The sequence below is a fragment of the Embleya sp. NPDC005575 genome, assembly GCF_040605455.1.
GTDB lineage: Bacteria > Actinomycetota > Actinomycetes > Streptomycetales > Streptomycetaceae > Embleya.
In genome coordinates, this window is sequence record NZ_JBEXCV010000139.1 from 1 (window position 1) to 23,528 (window position 23,528).

Sequence of the window (23,528 nt, forward strand, 5' to 3'; positions counted from 1 at the left end):
GGCGGGCGGCGGGCGGCGGGCGGCGAATGATCATTCGGTGCACGCCGGCCGATATCCTCTGATGCGCTTCCGCCGGGAAGCGCGGCACGCACACAGGGAGCATCCGCATGACGCAGCCGACCAGCGACGAGGGTCTGTCCGGCCAGTCGCTCGACGAGGGCGGGGCACGCACCGCGCGCTGGGCGTTCATCCGGACCGAGAGCGGCAGCGCGACCGTGCTGCTCGCCGCCACCCTGATCGCCCTGGCCTGGGCGAACATCGGTGCCGACTCCTACGAATCACTCTGGCACACCCACCTGTCGGTGCGGCTCGGCGACTCCGGCGTGTCCCTGGATCTGCGCGAGTGGGTCAACAGCGGTCTGATGACGCTGTTCTTCTTCGTGGTCGGTCTGGAGGCCCGGCGCGAGTTCGACATGGGCGAACTGCGCGAACGGCGCCGGTTGACCCTGCCGTTGCTGGCCGGCCTCAGCGGCATGGCCGTGCCGGTGCTGATCTACCTGGTGATCAACGCGGGCGAATCCTCGGTGCACGGCTGGGGTGCCGCGATGTCCACCGACACGGCCTTCGCGCTGGGCATGCTCGCGCTGCTCGGCAGCCGCTTCCCCAGACGGCTGCACACCTTCATCCTGACCGTCGCCGTGGTGGACGACTTCGTCGCCCTGGTGGTGATCGCGGTCGCCTACAGCGATCACATCGACGTGCCGGCGCTCCTGGTGGCGCTGGCGATGCTGGCGGTGATCGTGCTGGTGCGCACCGCGAAGGTGCGGCGCGGCAGCGCGTACGGCGTGCTCGGCGTGATCACCTGGGTGGCGGTGCTCAAGTCGGGTGTGGACCCGGTGGTGGTCGGCCTGGTGATGGGCCTGCTCACCTTCGCCTACCCGGCGTCGCGGGCCGAACTGGAGCGGGCCACCGGACTGTTCCGCTCGTTCCGCGAGCAGCCCACACCGGAGCTGGAACGCACCGCCCGACTCGGCATGGCGGCGGCCCTGTCGCCGAACGAGCGCCTCCAGCGGATGTACCACCCGTGGACCAGCTACGTGATCGTGCCGCTGTTCGCGCTGGCCAACGCCGGCATCACGCTCGACGCCGGGCTGATCTCCCGGGCCTTCACCTCGCCGGTGACGCTGGGCATCCTGCTCGGCTACGTGGTGGGCAAGCCGGTGGGCATCATCGGCACCGCCGCGCTGACCACCCGGCTCAGTCGCGGTCGACTGCGCCCGCCGGTCGGCTGGGGTGCCGTGGTCGGCGGCGGCGCGATCGCCGGAGTGGGTTTCACCGTATCGCTGCTGATCGCGACGCTGGCCTTCGAGGGCGAGCGGCTCGACGAGGCCAAGGTGGGCGTACTCAGTGCCGTGGTCTGCTCGTTCGTGGTGACCTGGCTGGTCTCGTTGGTGATCGCCGCCATGCCGCGCCCGGCCCGCTCGCGGGCGCTGCTGGGCACCGCCCAGAGTCTGATCGACCTGGCGGCGCCGGTGGATCCCGAGCGCGATCACATCCGCGGTCCGATCGACGCCCCGGTGACGCTCGTGGAGTACGGCGACTTCGAATGCCCCTACTGCGGTCTGGCCGAGCCGGTCGTCCGCGAACTGCTCACCGACTTCGGCGACGTGCGCTACGTCTGGCGCCACCTGCCGCTGCCGGACGTGCACCCCCGGGCCCGGCTGGCCGCGATCGCCGCGGAAGCCGCCGCCGAGCAGGGCGCGTTCTGGGAGATGCTCGACCATCTCCTGGAGAACCAGGACGCGCTCAAGTTTGGCGATCTGGTCGCCCACGCGCAGACGCTGGGGCTGGACGTGGAGGAGTTCCGGATCGCGCTGCGCACCCATCGCGGCGCCGACCGGGTGGCCGAGGACGAGGAGTCGGCCGACTTGAGCGGGGTCTCCGGCACCCCGACGTTCTTCGTCAACGGCCGCCGACACCACGGCCCGTACGACATCGGCGGGCTCACCGCCGCGGTACACGCGGCCAAGGAACGCGCGCTGATGGACCGCTGAGCGGGCCGGCCGTACATCGACTTCGGCCGGTTCATCGCGCCGAAGGCCGGCGCCATGCGCTGTCGTGACCGGCCCGACCTCGTGATCGATAGCCCGGATCCGGGCACTCCCCCGGGTGTTGCTTCGTTGGCACGGCAAGTTCCTTTGGCGCCTTGACGATTACGCTTCGGGGTTTCTAGGGTGCGGTGAGTAGTCATTCTTCGGAAAGGTTGGTCCACGATGCCCGGTCAGTCCGTCTTATCCGATCGACGGTTCGTGTCATGACGGTGGGGCCCGACACACTCACGGCCCTGCTGAAGGGCAAGGACGTGCTTCCGGCGGGCTGGGAATCGGTGTTCGGCATGGTGGCCCGCGAGGACTTCGTCCCCGCCCGGATCTGGCCGGACGACAGCGACGCGCCATTGGACCGCGATCGCGATCCGGAGGCATGGCGCCGGGCGGTCTACTCGGATCGGGCGCTGGTGACCCAGTGGGACGACGGCCGGCACACCGGCGCCACCGCCGGGCGGCTGGCCACCTCGTCGGCGTCCACGCCGTCCACGCTCGCGGAGATGCTCTACGACCTGGACGCGGCGCCGGGCATGCGGGTGTTGGAGGTCGGCACCGGCACCGGCTACAGCGCCGGCCTGTTGGCGGCGCGCGGTTGCCGGGTGACCTCGATCGAGGTCGACCCGCAACTGGCCCACCGGGCCCGGGAGAACCTGGCCGCCGCCGGATTCGGCGACCTCGTCGAGGTGATCACCGGCGACGGCACGCTCGGCCACCCGGCGGGCGGCCCGTACGAGCGGATCCAAGTCACCGCAGGTGTGCGGCGCGTGCCGCCGGCGTGGGTCGAACAGGCCGCGCCCGGCGCGGTGATCGTGCTCCCGTGGGGCACCGACTACGGCAGCGGCGACTGCGCGCTGCGCCTGGTCGTCGACGCTGATCGGCGCGCCGCCCGCGGGCCGTTCACGCTGGCCACCGCGTTCATGAAGCTGCGCGCGCATCACCCGCACTGGGGCCGCTACGGCGGAGCCGCGCTCCCCGAGGACTGGGCCGCCTACGCGCATCCGGCCACCACCACACTCGGCTACGACGACGTGGTGGGCGGCCCGTTCGACCCGGTGGCCTTGGTGCTCGGCCTGTGTGTGCCCGACTGCCTGGCCCGACCGGTGTTGCACGGCGCACTCGGCGGCACGTTGTGGCTCTACGGCGCCGACACCGGCCGCGGCCACTCGATCGCCGCCGCCCACTTCGCTGTCAAGGACCCGCCCACGATTCGCCAATCCGGCCCCCGCCGGTTGTGGGACGAGGTCGAGGCGACCTGGCACTGGTGGCATTCCCAGGGTCGCCCCACCATCCACGACTTCGGCCTCACCGTACGCCTCGCCGCCGACGACACGGTCGAACAACAACCGTGGTACCGCACCCCCGAGCAGCCCCTCGTCGCCCCGGCCCACGATTGGGCACCGCCCACGGCCGGTTGACCGGCCCGACGTGCCCGCCACCGCAGGTCAGGAACTGCGGCCGAGCAGAACCTGCCACAGGTCAGGCCCGCGGGAGGCCCGCGTCGGCGAGCCAGGTCAGGGAGGCTTCCGCGATGTCGGGCCAACCCCGGTCGACGATCAGCGAGTGGCCCCGGTCGTCGAAACACCGATATTCGGTGGTGGCACGGGACTTGCCATATTGCTTGAAGGTGGCGCGGGTCAGCACGTCGGGCACGCTGTGGTCGAGCTTCCCGGACAGGAGCAGGAGCGGTCCGCGGGACTGGTTCCCGGTGGCCACCCTCGCGGCCGAGTTCGGGGTGAAGTTGCCCAGCGCCAACTGGAAGAGCGGCCGGGCCGGACTGGGGATGGTCCACGCCGCGAACAGGTCCTCGGACTCCTTGAGGGAGACGGTGTTGGCGAAGGCGTAGCGGAATTGGGCCTGACTCAGCGACACCGCGCGCTGGGTGTTGGCGGGGTTGCGCAGGAACGCGAACGTCGACTTCGCCTGGGCCGGACCGACCTTGACCCCCTTGATCCGGCCGGGACAGATCGCCACCGCCGCCGCGGCGAGTCCCTCGCCCAACAGTTGCTGGGCGATGAAGCCGCCGACGGAGTGGCCGATGAGGACCGGCGGGGAGGCCAACTCCCGGATGACCCGGACATGCGCCTCGGAGATCTCCGCGAGCCCGACGCCGCCTTGCTGCTCCGGCTGCCTGCGGGCCGCCAGGACCGTGGCGGGAACGCCGGGCCACTCCGGCATCAGCGGTTCGTACCCCGCCTCGCGAAACCGCTCGGCCCAGGACCGCCAACTGGTCGAGTGCAGCCACAAGCCATGGATGAACAGCACCGGTGTGCGCTTGGTCGTCATGGGTCGCCTCGCTCGCCAATGGCTGGATCCGGGGACCGCCGCGGAGACGACCTTCACGGCGGGCGGCGGTACGACGACGCCGCTCGTCCCGCCGGTCGCGCCTGCGACCGGGCCACTCGAAGATCCTTTACCGCCACTGTGTCACCACAGCCGCCCGAGCGCGCGCCGAAACCCGGCTGCGGATCGTGGGCAGCGACCGTCCGGCCCGCTGGGTCCCGTTCGATCCGGACGTGTTCGTCGAGTTGCAGATCGACGGGACTTGAGTCCCGACGGTGGCCCTGCCCCGCATCGGATCGCGGTATCGCCTCGACCGCTCCCGGCTTCATCGACACCGACCGGGTGGCGCACCGCCCGCCCGGGGCCGCGATCGCGACCGTGAGCCAGTCGCCGATCGAGGCTCGACTCTACTATTCGTAGTACGAACTATTATTGTTCGTGTCACGAATGGCATTCGCTTGTGTCGGCGACCGTGCGGGCGGAGTACGAGTCGCCGGAGCAGCCGTACATGTTGCCGTTGTAATACTGCATGTTCAGCCACCACAGCCGACCGTTGTCCACGTACTTCTTCATCGGGCGCGTGTCGGGCCGGCTGCCGAGTCGGGTGACGAGCAGGACCCACTGAATCGGGCCCGCGCGAAGGGGTGTTCCGGGGCCTGTGCGCCTGTATGGGAGGCCCGGCCCCGGCACCCGACGCTCCGATGTGACCGATCGACCAACGAACCTCGTGCCGAGGCCACCGATCCGACGCCGCCGGCCGTCGCCGGCCGTCGCCGGCCGCGCTCTTCGTGCGCCGGTCAGGCCCGCGCGGCGACCTGACGCAGGTAGGCGTCCGTCCGGTCCGGTTCGTACAGGAAGTTCTCGAAGTCGGCCGGGGTGTCGATGGCTTGGGCCACCCGGTCGGTGACCTCCTGGTGCGCGTTGCCCGCCGCGAGCAGCCGCACCACGTGCTCGGGCGGCGGCGCGAGCAGCCGGCACTACGACCACGATCGAACCGTTCCCGCCGACCGAGCCGCCCTCGAACCCTGGCTGCCCGCGCCGAGGACCGGGCCGTGTCGGGTGAGGTGGCCCGTATCGACCGGGTGCGTGCGGCGGAATCGTTCGTCCATGCCGTCCGTTTCGGGGGCACGTAGCCAAGCTGCGGCGGCACTGGGCGCGGGCGGGTCGGTGCGACGTGGCGGCAGTCAGTAGGAGCGGCTGGCTCGGCGGTCCGCGATCCGGACCAGGGCTTCCAGGAAGGCGAGTCGGAAGGGCCCCATACCCGGAGCGTCGCGCAGCCGCAACACCCCCTCGGTCCAGGCCGCCGACCGGCCTGCGGCACCGGGCGGAGGACCACCCGCGACATCCGCCCGGGCACCGACGTCGGCCGGTGGACCGGACCCGACCCGGCCCCGGAGGCCGTCCCCGACGTTGTCGGCGAAAAGCACCGTCGGGTCCAGCACGATCGCCGGCACCCGCCGGTCGCCTGGCAACTCGACGGGGCCGAACCGGTCGCCGACCTCGACGCCGAGCACGCGCGGCACGGTGCGCTCGGCCTCGTCCGGCATCGGCCGCACCGTCACTCGGACCTTCCCGTGGTGGGCGGCGACCAGGTAGGTGATCAGTTCGGCGTCGGCCGCGTCGTTCAGCAGGTGTACGTCCGGGTGCAGGAGGGCGAGCACGGAGACCAGTTCGTGGCGGAAGTGCGCTCGCGTATGGCGGCCCCCGTTGTGGCCCGATTTCGCCCACGGGCCCGGGCCCGGTGGTTCGGCGCCGGGCGGGCAGTCGTCGCACAACATCGCCTGGAACGCGTCATGCGCCTTACCCAGGTCGTGGTATCGCCCGGCGACGGCCGCCGATTCGACCAGGTGCCCGGGGATCACAAAGCCGGTCTCGGCCAACTCCTGGGCCACCAGCCGCACATCACGCTCGACGTCGGCCAGGTGCCGGGGCAGGTCGACCCAGCGCTGCGCACACGGCAGCGCCGGTTCCTCGGCCGCGCGCGGTGCGTCGTCGAGCGGGACGACCGGCACCGGACCGGGGTGGTGCAATGCCCAGCCCGACGCCGTGTCGTAGCAACCGGCCGCGGCGGCGGCCAGCACCACCGCACCCGGCCGCAGGTCGTCCGCCGTCAGCGGCCGGCATCCGCCGCCGGACCGGTCGAAGGTCCACCACCGGTCCGGCTGCCGGGCCGATGCGACGGCCACCTCGCTCGCCGGCGCCGGGCACATCTCCACCCGGCGCGGGTACGGTTCGCGTTCCCCGGGACGGCCGTTCGGCCAGTGTCGCCAGGTCACCGCGACGTGCGGATCCGCATCGTCGCGAACCCATCGGGCCACCTCGTAGGCGCTCTCGACCTCCGAGTCGGTGCCCGGCAACGTGTCGAACAGCCGCAGCAGGTCCGCGCGCCGCAGCACGTGCCGCACCGGGGTTTCCGCGCCCATCGGCGTCCGCGCCAACCGGGTGCCGGTCACCGCGCACCCCTCCAGGCCGATCAGCGCCCGTGCCGCGCGGCGCAGATCCGGTTCCGAGTACGGCGCGTGGTGCGTCCCGGTGGGCCCGTCCGTCGGAGGCCACACCCACAGCAGGCGCGCGTCCTGCTCCCGGCCGTCCCGATTGCATCGCCCGGCCCGCTGCACCAGGGCCGACCACGAGGCCACCTCGGTGAGCAGCACCCGCGCGGTGATGTCGACGCCGACCTCCACGACCTGGGTGGCCACCACGATCTGTCCGGCCGCGGCCGGCACCCGGGCCGATCGTTCGACCAGGGCGGCGCGTTCGGCCGGGCGGAGCAGCGCGTGCAGACCGAGCAGCTCGGGCGCGGCTGCCCGTCCGACCACGAGCCGCTCAAGCGATGCCCATACGGCACACGCCCGTTCGTCCGTGTTCACGATCGCGAGTGTGCGCGTGCCGGGTCGGTGTCGGCGGAGCAACTCGGCGGCCACCGCCGCCGGGTAGGATTCGGCGTCGGTGGGCATGGCGGCGAACTCGACGGTGCGCGCCGCGTCCAGGCGCCGGGCCAACTCGGCGCCGATCGGCAGGTCGAGCGCGTTCACCACCCGGGCGACCGTCGGATGATCCGGGGTGCCCAGTCGGGTCGGATCGGCGAGCGCCGACATCCACATCGTCGCCGAGCCGCCGACTGTCCCCAACTCGTCGCGCAGCCCCTGGAGTTGCGCGGAGGTCTCCAGCCCCGGGCCCATCAGGTGCGGCTCGTCGAAGACGAACTGCGTGCCGGCGTGCAGCAGTCCGAAGGACAGCGGCCAGGACGCCCGCCATTCACCGTGTCCGCGCATCAGCAGCCGGGACAACACCACGTCCTGGGTGCCGACGAAGACGGCCGGGCGGGCGGGCCGCACCTGCCAGTCGTCGGCCTCGCGTTCGGCTCCGGCGGACAGCACCTGCACGTCGACGTCGGCGCCGTGACCGAGTCGCTCGATCCACTCGACGACGAGGCGATGGGTGTACTCGGTCGAAGAACGCAGCGGCAGCACATAGACCAGCCGGCCGGGGGTGGCCCGGCGTACCGCGCGCTTGGGATGCGCCAACCGCCGCCACAACCAGGGCAGTACGGCCGCGACCGTCTTCCCACAACCGGAAGGCGCACACAACACCTGCGGCAGCTCGTCCGCGGCCAGCATCTCCTGGTACGCGTACGGCGGCGATCCCGTCGCCGTACGCACGAACTCGACGAAAGAACGCTCAGCCATCCGGTACCCCCGCACCCCGACGCCCGGCACACAGCCGGACACCGAGCATCCTGCCGGCCCGTACCGACATCGGTGGGCATATCCCCCGACCCGACCCGCGTGGATGCGATCCGCGCCCCGGCCGGCGGCTGTCGCCACTCGTGGTCGACCCGGGCACCCGGCCCATTTCGCTCTACGTGCGTTCGTGGGACCCGATGCGGCGTCCGCCGGCCTCGCCGGGTCCGTCGCCTATCGTGGGACGCATGGAGAGTCTGCCGGAGCACATAGCCGAGAACGTCGACCCGTTGCGCGTGCTTTCGCTCGACGTGCTGCGGCAACGCACCAGTGAGAAGTGGCGGGCCTATCCGGAGGATGTGCTTCCGGTGTGGGTGGCCGAGATGGACGTCCCGCTGGCCGAGCCGATCGCCCAGGCGATCATCGACGCGGTCCGCCTGGGCGACACCGGCTACGCGTCGGGCACCGGCTACGCCCGGGCCCTGGCCGACTTCGCGGCCAAGCGCTGGGACTGGCACACCCTCGCCGTGGAGCGCACCGCGATCGTGCCGGACGTGATGCTCGGCGTGGTCGAGATGCTCAAGCTGGTCACCGACCCCGGCGGTCGGGTGATCGTCAACTCGCCGGTCTACCCGCCGTTCTTCATGTTCGTCACACACATGGACCGGCAGATCGTCGAGTCCCCGCTCGGCATGGATCACCGGATCGATCTCGAGGTCCTGGAGGCGGCCTTCCGCACCGCGACCGCGGCCGGCGAACGGGTCGCCTACCTGCTGTGCAGCCCGCACAACCCGACCGGCACCGTGCACACCGAGGCGGAACTGGCCGCCGTGGCCGCGCTGGCCGCCGAGTACGGGGTGCGCGTGGTGGTGGACGAGATCCACGCGCCGCTCGCCCCACCGGACGTGTTCGTGCCCTACCTGCGCGTGCCCGGCGCTGAGAACGGCCTGTCGCTGATGTCCGCGTCCAAGGGCTGGAACCTGGCCGGCCTCAAGGCCGCGCTCGCCGTGGCCGGCCCGGCCGCCGCCGACGACCTGGCCCGGCTGCCCGTGGAGGTGGCGGACGGTCCCAGCCACGTCGGGGTGATCGCGCACACCGCGGCCCTGCGCGACGGCGTGGCCTGGCTCGACGCGCTCCTGGCCGGGCTCGCCGACAACCGACGGCTGCTGGCTCGATTGCTCGCCGAGCAGTTGCCCGGCGTGCGCTACGTCCCGGCCGAGAGCACCTATCTGGCCTGGCTGGACTGCCGCGAGCTGGGCCTGGGCGACAGCCCGGCGACGCACTTCCTCGATCGCGGCCGGGTCGCGCTGACCTGCGGCACCGGCTTCGGCACCGGCGGTGCGGGACACGCCCGGTTCAATCTGGCCACCCATCCCGACATCGTCACCGAGGCGGTCCGCCGGATGGCCGCCTCGATCTGAGCCGCGGCCGTTCGACGCGGGTGCGGCCGTTCGACGCGGGTGCGGCCGTTCGACGCGGGTGCGGCCGGCCCGGCGGCCTCGGCCGCCGCTGCCGAAGCCGCGCGCCGTCGGTGTACCGGCCGCGCCCTCACTGCGGCGGGCGCGGCCGGGCCGCGTACTCCAGGGCGTGCAGGAGGTACACGGCGGACGCATCGGTGTGGTCGTGGCGCAGCGCCCACAGCGCGACTTCGGTGGGGAACTGTACGTCTGCGAAGGCGATCACCACCACGCTGCCGTCCAGGAACAGCCGACTGCGTCCGCTGCCCAGGTCGATCCAGCTCCCGGCGACCGCGAGTGCGGCGCCCTCGTCCGCGCACGGCAGACACGCGAAGCGGCCGTCGAGCAGGCCGGCGGGCAGAATCGAGGCGGCGCGGCGGACCTGGGCCAGGTGCTCCTCGAACGCGCGCCGGTGCTCGTGCGCGGGCCACGGCAGGCGGGAGCGCCAGAGCAGGCACGTACACCACGCGAGCACCGCGGCGGTGTCGGGTTCGGCCTCGGCGTCGGGGTGCCCGGCCCGGTCGGGATGCGGCTCGGTGCGCAGCTCGTGTCCGGCCCGGATCCGCGCCTCCACCGCGTCGGAGTTTGTCGGCCGATTCGATTCTTCCTCGCTCAACGTCCGCTTCCGTTCCCGATGATCCGCCCACCCCGCCGGACAGCACGGTAGTGCAACCGCCCGGCTCGCGGGCCGTGGGCCGCTCCGGTGCGGTGTGGTGCGGGTCATTCGTTGCGGGCGGTCTCCGGTCCGGTGATCCGGGCCAGCAGGGGCAGCGTGCAGGCGATCACGCCGAGTGCGCCGATCAGGCCGGCGGCGACGGTGAGGTAGTAGCCGGCTCCGGGGGGCTGGAGGGTGTAGTGCAGTTGGGACTCCAGGAACAGTTCGGCGGCCAGGAAACCGGCCCCGATCGCCACCGCGGCGCTGATCAGCAGCGGTATGGCACTCTCCAGGGCGATCACCCGGCGCAGCGTGCCCAGTTGCACGCCGGCCAGGCGCAGTAGGCTGAACGGTCGTTTGCGGTCGTTGAGTCCGGCGATCACGCTCACCGCCAAGCTGCAACCGGCGATGCACAGGCTGACCACGATCACCACGTCGGCCAAGCGGCGGTAGCCGTCGAGCAGTTTGCCGTCGCCCAGGCGGTGGCGTTCGGAGCCGGTGAGGGCCGGAGCCTGCCGGGGGAAGGCGAGCGTCAGTGCGGTGCGCACCCGTTCGAGTACCGGCTGCGACCCGGTCGTGCCGACCACGAGCACCTGCACGGGTACGTCCCGCAGTCGCTCGGAGGTGAGCGGCGCGGCCGGCCAGCCGGCGGCTTGGTCCGGGTCCGGTCCGCTCCGGTCGATGGCGAAGTAGGACGGGACCTGGGCCACCTCGGCACCGGCCGCGCAGCGGCCGAAGCCCTGCACCGCGGCGGCCTCCCGGCACGACATCAGCGCGGCCACGATCGGCCGCGAGCCGCCGGTGTCGATCGTGGTGCCCAGCGGATTCGCGTGCACCACGCTCACACCCCGAACGCCCGGCAGCGCGCGCAGCCCGGCCAGGACCGATTCGGGGATCGGCGGCAGGGTCGCGCGCGGCACCCCGGGGGTCGAGGTCCATCCCCCGGTGAAGTCGGCCACCAGCGTGCTCCTGGACGCCGCGGTATCCCGCTCGCCGCCGCGTTCGGCGACGAACGTGGTGATCACCCCGATCGCGGTGCTGGTCACGAACAGGGCCAGGACGAGCCCGCTGATCGCCCGGAAACCAGCCTGCGGGTTGTCCGCGAGCCGCCGTCCGGCGATCAGCGTCTCGGTGCGGTTGGTTCGCCTTGCCAGCAGCCGGGCGCCGATCATGGTCAGCCACGGGCCGGCCACGATCAGGCCGATCATCATCAGCAGGATCCCGGTCAGGTACGCCTGGGACTGGCCGCTGGTGCTCTCGGGGCGGCGGCCGATGAAGTAGGTGAGTTCGGCGATCCCGGCCACGAGCGGTATCAACCGGTAGGCGCGCGGCGGGCGTGGGGTGACGCGCCGGCTCACACCGAGCGGGGAGATGCGTATCCGACGCAGCGCGAGCCGGGCCGCGATCGCCGCCGCGACCGGGACGCCGAGCGCGACCACCAGGATGTCGCGCGCGCTCAGCGACAGGTCGGCGGTGTGGAACCGCTCGCCGGTGAAGGGAAGTTGCGCCAGTGGCGCGTGAAAGAGGAAGAACAGCGCGAAGCCGACGGCTGTGCCCGCGACGGCGGCCACCGTGGATTCGACGGCCGAGACCACCGAGACCTGCCGGGGCGTCGCCCCCACCAGGCGCAGCGCGGCGAAGCGCTGTTCGCGACGCGCGGCGGCGAACCGGGTGGCGGTTCCGATGAAGATCAGCACCGGGAAGAGCAGCGCGGCCGAGGTGACGGAGAGGATCAGGATGATGCCGTTGCTGTCGGTGCCGTGCAGGCATGTGGAGCAATTGCCGGGCGTCATGGTGGACATGGCGTCGATTTGGGCCGCACCGGGAGCCTGCGCGAGTTCGTCGACGGTGTGCCCGATGATGATGATGAGCGAGTCCGGCGACGGCAGTGCCGCATCCCCGATGGTGCCGACGCGTTCGCCGGGATAGCGGGCGCCGAGTTGGTCGGCCGGCGCCGAGCGCAGCAGGTCGCCGAGCGCGGGCGAGACGTAGTACCGGCCGGGGTCGGGCACATGCGCGATGCCCGGCGGGATCGGCGAGCGGGGCCCGGTGGCCGCGACGTCGACCCGGGTGATGGTCTTGCCGCGGTAGGTGTCGGTGATCAGGGTCGCCCACAGCGGCTCGGACGACGGCGGGGTGTGCCGCGCGGCAGCCTCGGGGACCGCGGAGTTGAGCCAGGCGTAGCGGGCGTTCTGTGCCTGCACACCGTTGATGCCGGCCAGGGTGACCAGGAGCAGCCCGACACCCAGCGCCACGGCTCCGGCGGTGATGGCCAGACGGACCGCCGCCTCGCGGCCGGCGCGCAGGCTCAGCCGCAGGCTGAAGGCGATCACGGGCCCACCCCGGTGACCGAGAACGAGCCGACCTTGCCGTCGCGGACGATGACCTCGCGGTCGGCGTAGACCGCCACGCGGGGTTCGTGGGTGACCACGATGACGGTGGTGCCCTGTTCGCGGGCGGCGCCGACCAGCAGGTCCATTACGTGTTCGCCGGTGAGCGAGTCGAGCGAGCCGGTCGGTTCGTCCGCGAACAGGACTTCCGGGCGGGCCACCAGACCGCGGGCCAAGGCGACCCTCTGGGCTTGGCCGCCGGAGAGTTCGCCGGAACGGCGGCGCTCGAGTCCGGTCAGGTCCAGGCGCTCGAACCAGGTGCCGGCCGCTTGGAGCGCCGCGGCCCGGCGGGTGCCGCCGAGCAGGAGCGGGAGCGCGACGTTCTCCTCGGCGGTCAGTTCCGGGACGAGTTGGCCGAACTGGAAGACGAAGCCGAAACGATCCCGGCGCAGCACGCTGCGTTGGGTCTCGGTCATCGTGTCGACGCGGTTGCCCGCGAAGTGGATCTCGCCGCCGGTGGGGGTGAGGATCCCGGCCAGGCAGTGCAGCAGGGTGGTCTTGCCAGAACCGCTGGGGCCCATGATGGCGAGCACCTCGCCGGCGGCCACGGCCAGGCTCGCACCGCGCAGGGCGGGGGTCTCGCCAAAGGACAATACGACGTCGCGCGCCTCGATCACGGGGCGGGTATCGGCCGGCCGGGCGGTCGGGTCGCCGGCCGCGCTCACGAGCGCACCGCCGCCGACAGTGCGTCCAGCCGGGCGGCGGTCAGGTCGATCCAGCGCAGGTCGGATTCGAGGTGGAACAGCCCGTGGTCGGCGAGCAGCGCGTCGATCAGGTTGCCGGCCCGTTTGATCTCCAGCAGCTCGCGCATCCGCCGCATGTGCGAGGCGCGTTGCGCGTCGAGGTAGCCCTGCGCGTCGCGGTCCAGCATCAGGGCCAGCACGACCTTGGCGAACAGCACGGTCTGCAGGTGCGGTTCGGCTTCGACGGGTTCGCCGAGCCAGGCCTCGAACTCGGTCGCCCCCTGCTCGGTGATCACGTAGCGCTTGCGGTCCGGTCCGGAGCCGGCCTCCGACTCGTTCACCACGACCTTGCCGTCCCGGGACAGTCGCCCCAGCGTGGCGTAGACCTGACCGAAGGACAGCGGCTTGCCCCGTCCGAAAAAGGTGTCGTAGTCCCGCTTGAGGTCGTAGCCGTGACTCGGCTCCCGCTCCAGCAGGCCCAGCAGGGTAAGAGGAACACTCATGGCCGTGAATATACGCTCAGCGTATACACCGCGTCTATACGCTCGGAGGGCACACCGATCGCGCACCGAAGGCACCCAGCCGCTGCACATCCCGCGCCCCCGCGCCGAGCCGCGGCTGACGTGACCTCTCAAATCGGCCCCCGATCCGAGCTGGCAGCGGTCCACGGCGCGTTCCGGATGCACCCGGCGGTCCGGCGAACATCAACTGTTGACGTTTTGGTCCAGACCGCTTACCTTCCAATGGGCTTTTTGGTCCAGACCAATTCGCCCTGGCGACTGCTGCCTGGTCGCGGTTGGTGTCCCATTCGGCAACGGCCCGGCCGGGCCGCCCACTCACTGCACCGTCAACGGCGACAAGTGCGACGGCTCGCCCGACGTCCCGCCCTCGGCTCCCGGCGCACCGCACGCCACCACCGTCACCGCGCACTCGATCGCACTCGGCTGGACCGCCGCGACCGGCGGCGACTACCCGGTGGCCGGCTACGAGGTGGTCTCGGGCGGCACCACGGTCGCGACCGTGCCGACCGCCTCTGCCACCCGCACCGGCCTCACCCCGGCCACCGCGTACACCAACGCGGTCCGGGCCAAGGACACCCGAGGCAACCTCGGCCCGCTCGGCCCGCCCGCCACGGTGACCACCGTGGACCCGGCGAGCGATCCGAGAGCAGCGCACGCAAGCGAGAGCAGCGGGCGCGAGCGAGAGCAGCGGATGCGACCGAGAGCAGCGGGCGCAGGTGAAAGCGGGCGGACTCGGATGCGGCAGGCAGCGCGGCGAGAGCGGCGCACGCAAGGGGGAGCAAGGCATGCAAACGAGAGCAGCGCACTCAAGCGAGAGCGGCGCACGCATGCGAGCGAGAGCGATGCACGTAGACGAGAGCGGGCGACGGGCCGACGAGGGCAGCGGACGCAGGTTCGGCACGGGACCGCACGAGTGGGCGCCACGTTTGCGCCCACTCGTGGCGCCGTGACCGATCAGGCGAAACCCGCGACCGAGCGCGGTGTGTACGGCTGTTCGAGACGGTCGATCTCGTCCTCGGTCAGGGTCAGCGACAGCGCCGCCACCGCGTCCTGGATGTGTGTCGGCTTGCCCGCGCCGATGATCGGCGCGGTCACCCCGGGCCGGCTCGCGATCCAGGCCAGCGCCACCTGGGCGCGCGATACGCCGCGTTCCTCGGCGATCGCGGCGACCGCCTCGACGATCGGCCGATCCGCCTCGCCGTACAGGGTCTTCCCGAACTCGTCGGTCTCGCTGCGTGCGCTGTCCGCGCCCCAGTCGCGAGTGAGTCGACCCCGGGCCAGCGGGCTCCATGGGATCACGCCGACCCCCTGGTCGGCGCACAGCGCCTCCGCGCCTTCCGCGCAGGGCCGGACCGGGTGTGCGTCCGGTCAGCCGGACAGGCTGTCACGGCGGTTGCGGGCGAGCACGGACAGCAGTTCGTAGCCCACGTGCGCGGCGGCGATGCCGGTCGGTTCCGCATGGTCGTAGGCGGGCGCGACCTCGACGATGTCCGCACCGACCACGTCCGGTCGGTGGCTGACGCCGCTGTCGAACGGGACCCGACCACCGCGACGTCCACGTACTCGACCTCGCCGGCGCGCGGCAGGCGCGCGAAGGTGGCGAGTCCCGCGAAGCACGGTACGCGCGTGGCGTCGATGAGGCCCTGCGGAGCGCCGGTCATCGCTCGGTCCTTTCGGTGCCGGGGCCGATCGACGCGGCCGATCCGGGCGGCGGGTCGGTCGCGACACCGGCCACGTGGTTGGAGACCGGCGGGTCCTGGGACGCGACGAGCCGCCGCCTGGACGTGCGTCTGCACACCGTGCGTGATCGGGTGGACAAGGCGATGCGACTGACCGGCCGGCGCCCGGAGGACGGCGACCATGGTTTCGATCCGTGGCCGGCGGCCCGCATCCGCCGCGACAGTCCGGGTTGATCGTGCCCCATCCCCAGGCGCCGGCCCGCCGCTACCCGACGACCTTTCGCGCCCTCGGCACAGCCGGCGCTGCCGGCGCGGACTCGGCGGACGACGTCGATGGGGTCGATGGGGTCGATGGGGTCGAGGTATCGGCACCGGCACACGCCAACAGTCGTTCCAGCGCGAAGCTGCCCGAGCCGAATACCACGATCAACAGCAGCGACCAGCAAAACATCGCGGAGGCTTCTCCACCGTTCCGGATCGGCCACAGGTCCAGTTTCTGGTGCTCGGTGAAGTAGGCGTAGGCCATCGATCCGGACGAGACGAACGCGGCGACCCGGGTGCCCAAACCGAGCAACACCATTCCGCCGCCCACGAGTTGAATGACAGCCGCGTACCAGCCGGGCCATGTGCCGGCGGACAGGGTGCCCCGTCCGCTGTCCGGGAAGCCGAACAACGAGGCGGTGCCGTGGCAGGTGAAGAGCAGTCCGACGACGATACGGAACAGGCCCAATACATGAGGCTTGACGGATTCGATGACGGCGTGCGGAACGGGTGACATCGGACGGCTCCTGGGGGACGGAGGGCGGGAGATTGGTCCAGACCAGTTTCGACAGGTCATCCCCGCACGGACAATGCCGTGCTCGGCAACCGGCACAAAGTGGCAAGGAGCCCGAGTGGACACCGTCGGGCGAACCGAGCACCCTTCGCCGATCGCGGCGCCGGCGCTCGAAGTGAGAGTTGCAACAGGGGCGCAACGACACCCGAGTTTCGTTTGACGTCCGGTGGATTCGCGGGGACAGTGTGTGTGCGCACCGATGCGAACAGTTGCCCTACCCGCGATCGGGCGTTTCCTGGTCGACCCCGCACACCCTTGCGAGGAGTGATCCGTTCATGGGCGTTTTTGCGTCGAAGGCTCGCGGCCGAACGATCCCGGAACGGTCGGCGCGCTGTCCGAGGACGCCATCTCGGCATGCAAACAGCGATGCTGTGGCTGGGAGTTCACCTCGGATGAGCCGGCGCCCGCACCCGAGCTAGCCCATGCGCTCCGCTGCCGATCACTCATGACGCGCGTGCGGGCACCCGCCGAGCGAGGCTCCGGACCGGTCCGAATCGCTTGCCGGCGCAAGGCGATCGGACCGTTTCCGAAACGGAAGCGGAAGTGCCGCTACCGGGGGCTCCGGTCGCATACGGTGCGGCCGACTCGGACATCGCCCACGCCGACAGCGGGTGCGGCCGGCAACGGGAGGCCGGTCACGCGCCCGGTGGACCGCGTCCGACCCGAGCGGACCGCCCCTCGGGTCCACCGCCGTCGTATATCCCCTCCCACCGACCATCGTTCAGGGATCCCAGCCCGTGTTGCGATTACTCCGCCGTCCTCCCCACGTCGCCGACGCGGCCCGATCCGGTCGCGGCGACCGGCACTTCCCCGCTCGCGCCGCCCGGCCTGCGAGTACCGCTGCGAGCACCCGTCCGCAACTCTCGCCAGCAGCACGCCCATTCGCGTCCAGTCGGCTCCGCCGACCCGGTCCGGGGAGCGAACGCGGATGAAGATGCGTCCCTCCCGCTCCCAATGCGCAGGCTCCACCGACACCGGCCTTGCGGGCACGGGCCCGACGGGCACGGACCCGACGAACGCAGGCCCCGCCGTGGGCGCCACGCGCGCAGGCCACGACGGCGAAGGCCCCACCGGCGCAGGCCCCGCGGGCGCAACGTCTGCGCCGCGTCCCCCGTTGCGGGCCCGGCTCGCCGCCCGGATCCGCCCACGAGTACGCGGCCTGATCACCCTCATGGTCGTCGTGCCCTCCGCGGGCATGGTCTTCTTCGCCGGATCCGCGATCCTGGCGATGGTCGAACAGGCCCAGGCCGCCGACCACGCGCACGATCTGGTCGGCGTCTCGGCCGACGCCGGCGAGGTGGGTCGCCGACTCCAGGCGGAGAGCGCCGCCGCGGTGACCCTGCTCTCCCGTGGCCCGGGCCCGATCACCAGCGCCGACTACCGCACCGCGATCGACGCGAGCGAGGCCGCCGTACGTCGCTACCAGGACCGCCGCCGCGGCCTGGAACCCGCCTCCACCGCCGAACGCGACGCGCTGGCCGCCGTGGACACCGCGCTGCGCGGCCTGCCGGGCCTGCGCACCCAGGTCGACCAGCGGGGTGTGGCCACCTCGGCGGCGGCCGTGCGCTACTGGGCCTGGATCGGCACCACCGTGGACCTGCGCGCCCGGGTCGCGCTGGATCCGGGTGTGTCCACCGGCACCGCCGGCCGCCTGCGCGCGATCACCGCGCTGGCCCAGGCCCGTGCCGCGCTCGGCCAGGAACAGGTCACCGTGCTGCGCTCGTTGGGCGCCGGTCCGCTGGGCGGTCCGGTGCTCAAGGCGGCCTCCACCGCCCGCGCCGCGCACGATCAGGCCCTGGAAGGCTTCGCGGTGACCGCGCCCGGCGCTTGGCGAGACCGGCTCGCCCGGGCGCTGGCCGGCCCCGAAATGATCCGGGTCGCCCAGACCGAGGACGCACTCGGCCGCGACACGCCGGCAGCCGACGTCTGGCGCGCCGCCCTGGCCGAACGCGCCGACCGGTTGTGGTCGGTGGAGCAGCGGGCCGACACCGACGTCGCCCGCGAGGTGGCCGACGTGACCGGCGACCGGTGGTGGCTGGCCGGCGTCCAGGGCGCGGTGCTCATCGGCGCGGTGCTGGCCGCCGCCGCGGCCGCGGCCTGGCTCGGCCGCCTGCTGCACCGCCGCCTGCAGACCCTGGCCGAGCGGGTCACCGTGATGACCCAACAGACGCTGCCCGCCGTCGAGGCCGACCTGCGTCGCCGCGACGCGCTGGCCCCGCACGAGAGCGGTCGGGCGTACGCGGTCAAGATGCTCGGCCCGCAGCCGAAGCGCGAGCGAGGTGCGGACGAGATCGCCGATCTGGCCCGCGCACTGACCCAACTCGCCTACAGCACCGTCGAACACAGCGCGTCGCTGGTGCTGGCCCAGCGCGAGTACAACGACGCGCTCGGCGACGTCGCCCGGCGGATCCGGGTGCAGACCAGCCGGGTCAGCAGCGCCCTGGACCGGCTCCAGGCCTCCAACCTGACGGTTGATCAACTGGGCACCGTCTTCGAGGTGGACCACGGCAACGAGGGCACCAAGCGACTCGCCGACTCGATCGCGGTGCTCAGCGGGCAGCCGCCGACCCGGTTGTGGCCCGACACCCCGCTGTACGAGGTGGTCCGCGCCGGCGCCCAGCGGGTGACCAACTACGAGCGGCTGCCCGATATCGCCTTCAAGGGCATTCCCACGTCGGTCACGCTCGCCGGCGACACGGTCGGCGCGGTGACCCAGATCCTCGGCGAGATCGTCGACAACGCGGCCCGGTTCTCCGGCCGGCACGAGGTGGAGATCACCGCCGAACGCACCGAGGCGGGCGTCCTGGTGCGGGTGCGAGACCAGGGGGTGGGCCATCGCGACCCGGAGCTGCTCAACCGCCGACTGCGCGCCGACCTGGACGCGTTGCCCTCGCTGCGCCAGACCGGGCTGACCGTGGTCGCGCTCCAGGCCCGCCCGTTGGCCATCGAGGTGGAACTGCAACCGGGCACGGACGGCGGGACGGTCGTCGAGATCGTGCTGCCGCACACGATCATCGCCTCGGTGGGCCGGCACCGACGCCGGGTGGAGCACGTCGCCCGCCCGCCCGCACCACCGTCCGGCCCCGCGCGGCCGATCGCCCTCGGGTCTGGCCTCAACGGCGCCGCCGCAAACGGCGTCGGCCCGAACGACAGCGGCGCCAACGGCAGCGGCCCGCACGCCCCCGGCGCGGATCCTGGCGCCACCGGCCCGATCGCCGGCGGCCCGCTGCCCGCGGACTGCGCGCCCGAGTTGACCGCGCAGGGCCTGCCCCGCCGCGAACGCCGGACGGCGCAAGCGACCCACTTCCGTCGTACCGCCCCACCCACCCGTGACATAGCGCAGGCCAGCGCCGCCGCCGCCTCGTTCGGGCGCGGCGCCCGTGACCTGCCCTTCACCCGGACCCCCAAGGAATCCCCATGACCGAGCCCGCCGTCGACCAGAGCGTGCTCGACGACTTCATGCGCCAGTTCGTGCACGACCACGCCCCCGACATCCTGCACGCGGTCGCCGCCAGCGGCGACTCGCTGCTGGTCGCCCAGGCCGCACTGCCCGGTCGCATCCGTGCCGACGAGGCCGCGCAGACGGCGTGGATCGCGACCGCCGAGAAGATCGCGTCGAGCGCACCCGGGGCCCTGCTGATGCAGGACTACAGCGCCGACCTGATGGGCCTGGGGCCGGTCAGCGTGCTGATGTCGCAGGCCGAGCACGGCCTGCTGCTCACCATGGGCAACACCAGCCCGGGCCCGGACGGACAGGTGCACCCCTCGGCGCTGATCGTGGCGACCACCTGGAACGCCGACGTCGGCAACCTGATCCGGGCGATGCACGCACTGATGGAGCGGGTCGGCCCGTCGCTGACCCCGCTCGCGCGCGGTCGCGGTCTCCAGCCACAACCCACCCGGATGCCGGCCCCCAGTCGGGTCTTCTGATCCCCCGCACCCGGCTGTCCCGTCCCGGACGACCCGGCCATCCGCCCCGGCCGTCCGGAGCATCCACGCGCCCGGCCCACCGGCCGCCCCGGCGCATCCGCCACGCCCGGCCCGCGCGCGGCCCGAGAGCGCGTCGCGCATCGTCGCGCGACCCAGCCGGCAGTCCCATCCGGAGTTCGTACCCCGTATCGCCGAACCTGCCGAGAGAGAGACGGACATGCGCAGCATCACACGTAGACGGATCCGAAGCACTCGCACCCCCCTGGCCATCGCCACCGGCTTACTCCTGGTGTTGTCGGCGTGCTCGGGCAGTGCGGCCGGCGACGACAAGGGCAAGGGATCCGACGCCGTCGCCAAGATCGGCCTGCTCACCCCCTCTTCCGGCCCGTACGCCGCGGTGGGCGAGGACACCCGCGCGGGCCTGGAGCTGTACCGCGACACGCACGGCGGCAAGCTCGGCGGGCTCAAGGCGGACATCGTGGTGCGCGACGAGGGCGCGGGTCCGCCGACCGCCGTCCCGGCCGCGACCGAACTGGTCAAGCAACAGAACGTGTTGGCCATCACCGGCATCGTCAGCGGTGGCAGCGTGGCCGGTGTGCTGCCGATCGCGGCCGCCAACAACACGGCACTGATGGGCGTCGCCGGCCGGCCCGAGTTTCCCGATCCCAAACTCACCGCGCACGTCTGGTCGTTCAACACCCAGTCCTACGAGGCCGGGGCCGCCGCCGGTCCCTGGGTCAAGGAACACGTCAGCGGTCCGGTCTACGCGATCGGCCCGGACTACCAGGGCGGTTGGGACCAACTCAAGGGCTTCACCGAGTCGTTCACCAAGGCCGGTGGCACCCTGGCCAACCCGGACGGGAAGACCACCTTCACCCCGTTCCCGGCCACCCAGAACTTCCTGCCCTACCTGAACAAGATCGCGCAGAGCGGCGCCAAGGCCGTCTACGCGTTCTACGCGGGTACCGCGGCGGTCGACTTCGTCAAGCAGTACAAGGCCTCCGAGGCCGCCAAGCTCCCGCTGTACGGCAGCGGGCCGCTGACCGAGGGCCGCCAACTCGACGCCCAGGCCGACGCCGCGGCGGGCATCACCACGTTCGCCACCTACGGCGCGGACCTGGACAACCCGGCGAACCGGGCCTTCGTGGCCGCCTGGCAGCAACGCCACCCGGACCGCAGCCCGACCATCTACGCGGTCGCCGCGTGGGACATCGCCCGCTCGCTGGACACCGCCATCGCCGCGGTCCGCGCCGAGAAGAAGACACTCACGCCCGAGGCGGTGAACGCCGCGTTGGGCAACGTCGGACAGATCGACAGTCCACGCGGAGCGATGCAGTTGAACCCGGCCACCCACTCGCCGGTGCAGCAGTGGTACCGCTTCGAGGTGCGCAACGACGGGCCCAAGCGGGCCAACGTGGCGGTCGAGCAACTCGCCGTCCTCGGCGGCTGATCCGTGCGTCCCCAACGTTTCGTCCATCCACGCGAGGAGTCGCTCTTGTACGCGTTCGCCGAAGCCGACGACATCACCTTCCAGTTGGAAACCCTGCAGGACCTGCTCGACCCCAGCACCCGCATGGTGCTGGACTCGCTCGACGACCCGACCGGCCAGGAGTGGCTGGAGATCGGCCACGGCCTGGGCAGCATCGCCCGCGAGTTGTCGCGCCGGATCGGCCCGACCGGCGTCGTGCACGCCACCGACCTCGACGCGCGTCCGGTCCCCGCGCCCGCCGACGGCGCGCCGATCCGCACCTTCCCGCTGGACCTGCGCACCGACGAACTGCCGCGCCGGCCCTACCGGGGCATCCACGGGCGGCTGGTCCTGCTGCACATACCCGAGCGCCGGGCCATCCTGGCGCGCCTGGTCGACGTGCTGGAGCCCGGCGGCGTGCTGGTGATCGAGGACTGGTACTGCCCCGAACCGCCGCGCGTGCTGGCCTGCGCCGATCCCGCCGACGAGAAGGTCTTCACCGAGGTCGTGGCGGGCATCCTCGCCGTCCTGCGCGGTCGCGGCGCCGACCTGGAATGGGCGGCGGCGACCAAGGAAGCGTTCGTCGAGGCGGGGCTGATCGACGTACGGGTGACCCGCTCCGACGCGGACTGCGCCGGCCCCGGCCTCGCCCACCGCCTGTACGCGTGCAACGCCCGCCAGCTCCGGGCGCAACTGATCGCGCTGGGCGTGGACGAGGGCCTCCTGGACCGCTTCCAGGAGGTCGCCGCCCAGCCGGGTCTGGTCACCACCGGTTGGCGGCTGATGTCCACGATCGGCACCAAGCCCGACCCCCGCTGACGCCCCGCCCGGATCTCGGTCGCCTCGAACACGGGGCGGCCGAGAACCGGATCGGCCGACCGCGCACTAGGCTCACCCCGGGTCACGCGCCATCGCTCGCGGCGGTGTCGCTCGCGCATGCCTCTGCTCGCGCGTCCTACAGTTCGCGCACCGGTTTGCCGGTGAGGTAGGCGGTGATGTCCTCGACCGCGTCGGTGTAGGCGAGGGTGTAGTTGCCCTGGGTCGCGTAGCCGATGTGCGGGGTGAGGATGGTGTTCGGGGCGGTCAGGATCGGGTCGTCGGCGGGGATCGGCTCCACCGGGTATACGTCGAGCGCCGCGCCGGCGATCCGGCCCTCGCGCAGGGCGGCAAGCAGCGCCGCGTGGTCCACGATCGGCGCCCGCGAGGTGTTGACCAGGTACGCGGCGGGGCGCATCAGGGCCAGTTCGCGGGCGCCGACCAGGGACCTGGTCCGCTCGCTGTAGCGCACGTGTACGGAGACGAAGTCGGCCTCGCGGAACAGCTCTTCCTTGTCGACCGCCGTCGCGCCGACCGCGGCGGCCTGCTCGGCGGTGAGGTTTTGGCTCCAGGCCAGCACCCGCATCCCGAACGCGGCGCCGATCGTGGCCACCCGGGCGCCCAGCTTGCCGAGACCGATCAGGCCCAGGGTGGAGCCGGCGAGGTCCAGGCCGACGCCGCGCTGCCAGCCGCCGGCGCGCAGGCTCGCCTCCTCCGCGCCCGTCCGCCGGGCCAGTTCGAGGATCAGCGCCCAGGTCAGCTCGGCCGCCGGATGCGGCAGCAGGCGCGTACCGCACACGGTGACGCCGCGGGCGCGGGCCGCCTCGATGTCGATCGCGGCGTTGTTCATGCCGGTGGTGATCAACAACCGGAGTCCGGGCAGTCGGGCGAGCAGGTCGGCGGGGAACGGGGTGCGTTCGCGCATCGCGATCACCGCGTCGAACGGCGCCAGTCGCTCGACCAGTGCCTCGGTGTCACTCACGTGGTCGGGCGACGCAAGGCGGCGCGCTGTCCTACCCGGTGCGCGCGTCGGTCAGTTCGGGCTTCGGGATGCGCTACCACCCGGTCCTGGAGTACACGAAGCTG

17 protein-coding genes and 5 pseudogenes are annotated in these 23,528 nt (G+C 72.3%); 9 read left to right on the forward strand and 13 right to left on the reverse strand.

Features of this window, described 5'->3' with window-relative positions; genetic code table 11:
• The first annotated feature begins 107 nt into the window (after positions 1-107).
• Both nhaA and ABZS54_RS32965 read left to right on the forward strand, forming a co-directional pair.
• Positions 108-1,994: a Na+/H+ antiporter NhaA gene (gene nhaA / locus ABZS54_RS32960; RefSeq protein ID WP_355544506.1), complete on the forward strand. Its 1,887-nt coding sequence runs from the start codon at positions 108-110 to the stop codon at positions 1,992-1,994.
• 260 nt (positions 1,995-2,254) lie between these two features.
• The gene (locus ABZS54_RS32965; RefSeq protein ID WP_355544509.1) at positions 2,255-3,460 is read left to right on the forward strand and encodes a methyltransferase domain-containing protein; all 1,206 of its coding nucleotides are present in this window, start codon (positions 2,255-2,257) and stop codon (positions 3,458-3,460) included.
• A gap of 61 nt (positions 3,461-3,521) precedes the next feature.
• Here ABZS54_RS32965 and ABZS54_RS32970 read toward each other — a convergent pair whose 3' ends face one another.
• The 4 genes and pseudogenes from ABZS54_RS32970 to ABZS54_RS32985 all read right to left on the reverse strand — a co-directional run bounded on the left by ABZS54_RS32970 (position 3,522) and on the right by ABZS54_RS32985 (position 8,014).
• Positions 3,522-4,328 carry an alpha/beta hydrolase gene (locus ABZS54_RS32970; protein ID WP_355544512.1) on the reverse strand — a complete coding sequence of 269 codons (807 nt, stop codon included), beginning with the start codon at positions 4,326-4,328 and terminating at the stop codon, positions 3,522-3,524.
• Positions 4,329-4,728: 400 nt separating this feature from the next.
• Positions 4,729-4,898, reverse strand: a pseudogene (locus ABZS54_RS32975) (chitinase); the annotation flags it as partial.
• Between the two features lie 224 nt (positions 4,899-5,122).
• On the reverse strand, positions 5,123-5,272 hold the full coding sequence (locus ABZS54_RS32980; RefSeq protein WP_355544515.1) for a hypothetical protein: 150 nt from the start codon (positions 5,270-5,272) through the stop codon (positions 5,123-5,125).
• 237 nt (positions 5,273-5,509) lie between these two features.
• A complete protein-coding gene (locus tag ABZS54_RS32985) occupies positions 5,510-8,014 on the reverse strand; it encodes a CRISPR-associated endonuclease Cas3'' (RefSeq protein ID WP_355544518.1) in 2,505 nt (834 codons plus the stop codon).
• 242 nt (positions 8,015-8,256) lie between these two features.
• On the opposite strand from ABZS54_RS32985, the gene ABZS54_RS32990 reads away from it, so the two are divergent.
• Complete coding sequence (locus tag ABZS54_RS32990; RefSeq protein WP_355544521.1) at positions 8,257-9,429, forward strand: aminotransferase class I/II-fold pyridoxal phosphate-dependent enzyme; 1,173 nt, start codon at positions 8,257-8,259, stop codon at positions 9,427-9,429.
• A gap of 127 nt (positions 9,430-9,556) precedes the next feature.
• On the opposite strand, the gene ABZS54_RS32995 is transcribed toward ABZS54_RS32990, so the two are convergent.
• The 4 genes from ABZS54_RS32995 to ABZS54_RS33010 form a co-directional block, all read right to left on the reverse strand.
• Positions 9,557-10,081, reverse strand: a complete 525-nt coding sequence (locus tag ABZS54_RS32995) for a hypothetical protein (RefSeq protein WP_355544524.1) — start codon at positions 10,079-10,081, stop codon at positions 9,557-9,559.
• Between the two features lie 104 nt (positions 10,082-10,185).
• Entirely contained in the window at positions 10,186-12,453 is a 2,268-nt protein-coding gene (locus ABZS54_RS33000) for an FtsX-like permease family protein (protein WP_355544527.1), read from the reverse strand.
• Entirely contained in the window at positions 12,450-13,175 is a 726-nt protein-coding gene (locus ABZS54_RS33005; RefSeq protein WP_355544529.1) for an ABC transporter ATP-binding protein, read from the reverse strand. The genes ABZS54_RS33000 and ABZS54_RS33005 overlap by 4 nt, the downstream gene beginning before the upstream one ends.
• Entirely contained in the window at positions 13,172-13,696 is a 525-nt protein-coding gene (locus tag ABZS54_RS33010; protein WP_355544532.1) for a PadR family transcriptional regulator, read from the reverse strand. Before ABZS54_RS33010 ends, ABZS54_RS33005 begins: the two co-directional genes overlap by 4 nt.
• A gap of 310 nt (positions 13,697-14,006) precedes the next feature.
• Here ABZS54_RS33010 and ABZS54_RS33015 point away from each other — a divergent pair.
• Positions 14,007-14,357, forward strand: a pseudogene (locus tag ABZS54_RS33015) (fibronectin type III domain-containing protein); the annotation flags it as partial.
• A 311-nt stretch (positions 14,358-14,668) separates the two neighbouring features.
• Here ABZS54_RS33015 and ABZS54_RS33020 read toward each other — a convergent pair.
• From ABZS54_RS33020 to ABZS54_RS33030, 3 genes and pseudogenes are all read right to left on the reverse strand, one after another.
• A pseudogene (locus tag ABZS54_RS33020) lies at positions 14,669-15,037 on the reverse strand (aldo/keto reductase); the annotation flags it as partial.
• Between the two features lie 45 nt (positions 15,038-15,082).
• Entirely contained in the window at positions 15,083-15,217 is a 135-nt protein-coding gene (locus ABZS54_RS33025) for an arginase family protein (RefSeq protein WP_355544552.1), read from the reverse strand.
• A gap of 3 nt (positions 15,218-15,220) precedes the next feature.
• Positions 15,221-15,375: pseudogene (locus ABZS54_RS33030) on the reverse strand (agmatinase); the annotation flags it as partial.
• Between the two features lie 15 nt (positions 15,376-15,390).
• Here ABZS54_RS33030 and ABZS54_RS33035 point away from each other — a divergent pair.
• Positions 15,391-15,627 (forward strand): helix-turn-helix domain-containing protein, encoded by a 237-nt coding sequence (locus ABZS54_RS33035; protein WP_355544535.1) that lies wholly within the window; start codon positions 15,391-15,393, stop codon positions 15,625-15,627.
• Between the two features lie 31 nt (positions 15,628-15,658).
• On the opposite strand, the gene ABZS54_RS33040 is transcribed toward ABZS54_RS33035, so the two are convergent.
• A complete protein-coding gene (locus ABZS54_RS33040; RefSeq protein WP_355544538.1) occupies positions 15,659-16,171 on the reverse strand; it encodes a DoxX family protein in 513 nt (170 codons plus the stop codon).
• 1,171 nt (positions 16,172-17,342) lie between these two features.
• On the opposite strand from ABZS54_RS33040, the gene ABZS54_RS33045 reads away from it, so the two are divergent.
• The 4 genes from ABZS54_RS33045 to ABZS54_RS33060 all read left to right on the forward strand — a co-directional run bounded on the left by ABZS54_RS33045 (position 17,343) and on the right by ABZS54_RS33060 (position 22,445).
• A complete protein-coding gene (locus ABZS54_RS33045; RefSeq protein WP_355544541.1) occupies positions 17,343-19,649 on the forward strand; it encodes a nitrate- and nitrite sensing domain-containing protein in 2,307 nt (768 codons plus the stop codon).
• Positions 19,646-20,158 carry a hypothetical protein gene (locus tag ABZS54_RS33050; protein ID WP_355544543.1) on the forward strand — a complete coding sequence of 171 codons (513 nt, stop codon included), beginning with the start codon at positions 19,646-19,648 and terminating at the stop codon, positions 20,156-20,158. The genes ABZS54_RS33045 and ABZS54_RS33050 overlap by 4 nt, the downstream gene beginning before the upstream one ends.
• A gap of 217 nt (positions 20,159-20,375) precedes the next feature.
• A complete protein-coding gene (locus ABZS54_RS33055; protein ID WP_355544546.1) occupies positions 20,376-21,608 on the forward strand; it encodes an ABC transporter substrate-binding protein in 1,233 nt (410 codons plus the stop codon).
• Positions 21,609-21,653: 45 nt separating this feature from the next.
• On the forward strand, positions 21,654-22,445 hold the full coding sequence (locus ABZS54_RS33060; protein WP_355544549.1) for a methyltransferase domain-containing protein: 792 nt from the start codon (positions 21,654-21,656) through the stop codon (positions 22,443-22,445).
• Positions 22,446-22,581: 136 nt separating this feature from the next.
• Here the strand turns inward: ABZS54_RS33060 and ABZS54_RS33065 are convergent.
• Positions 22,582-23,427 (reverse strand): annotated as a pseudogene (locus tag ABZS54_RS33065) (D-2-hydroxyacid dehydrogenase family protein); the annotation flags it as partial.
• Positions 23,428-23,528 lie beyond the last annotated feature (101 nt).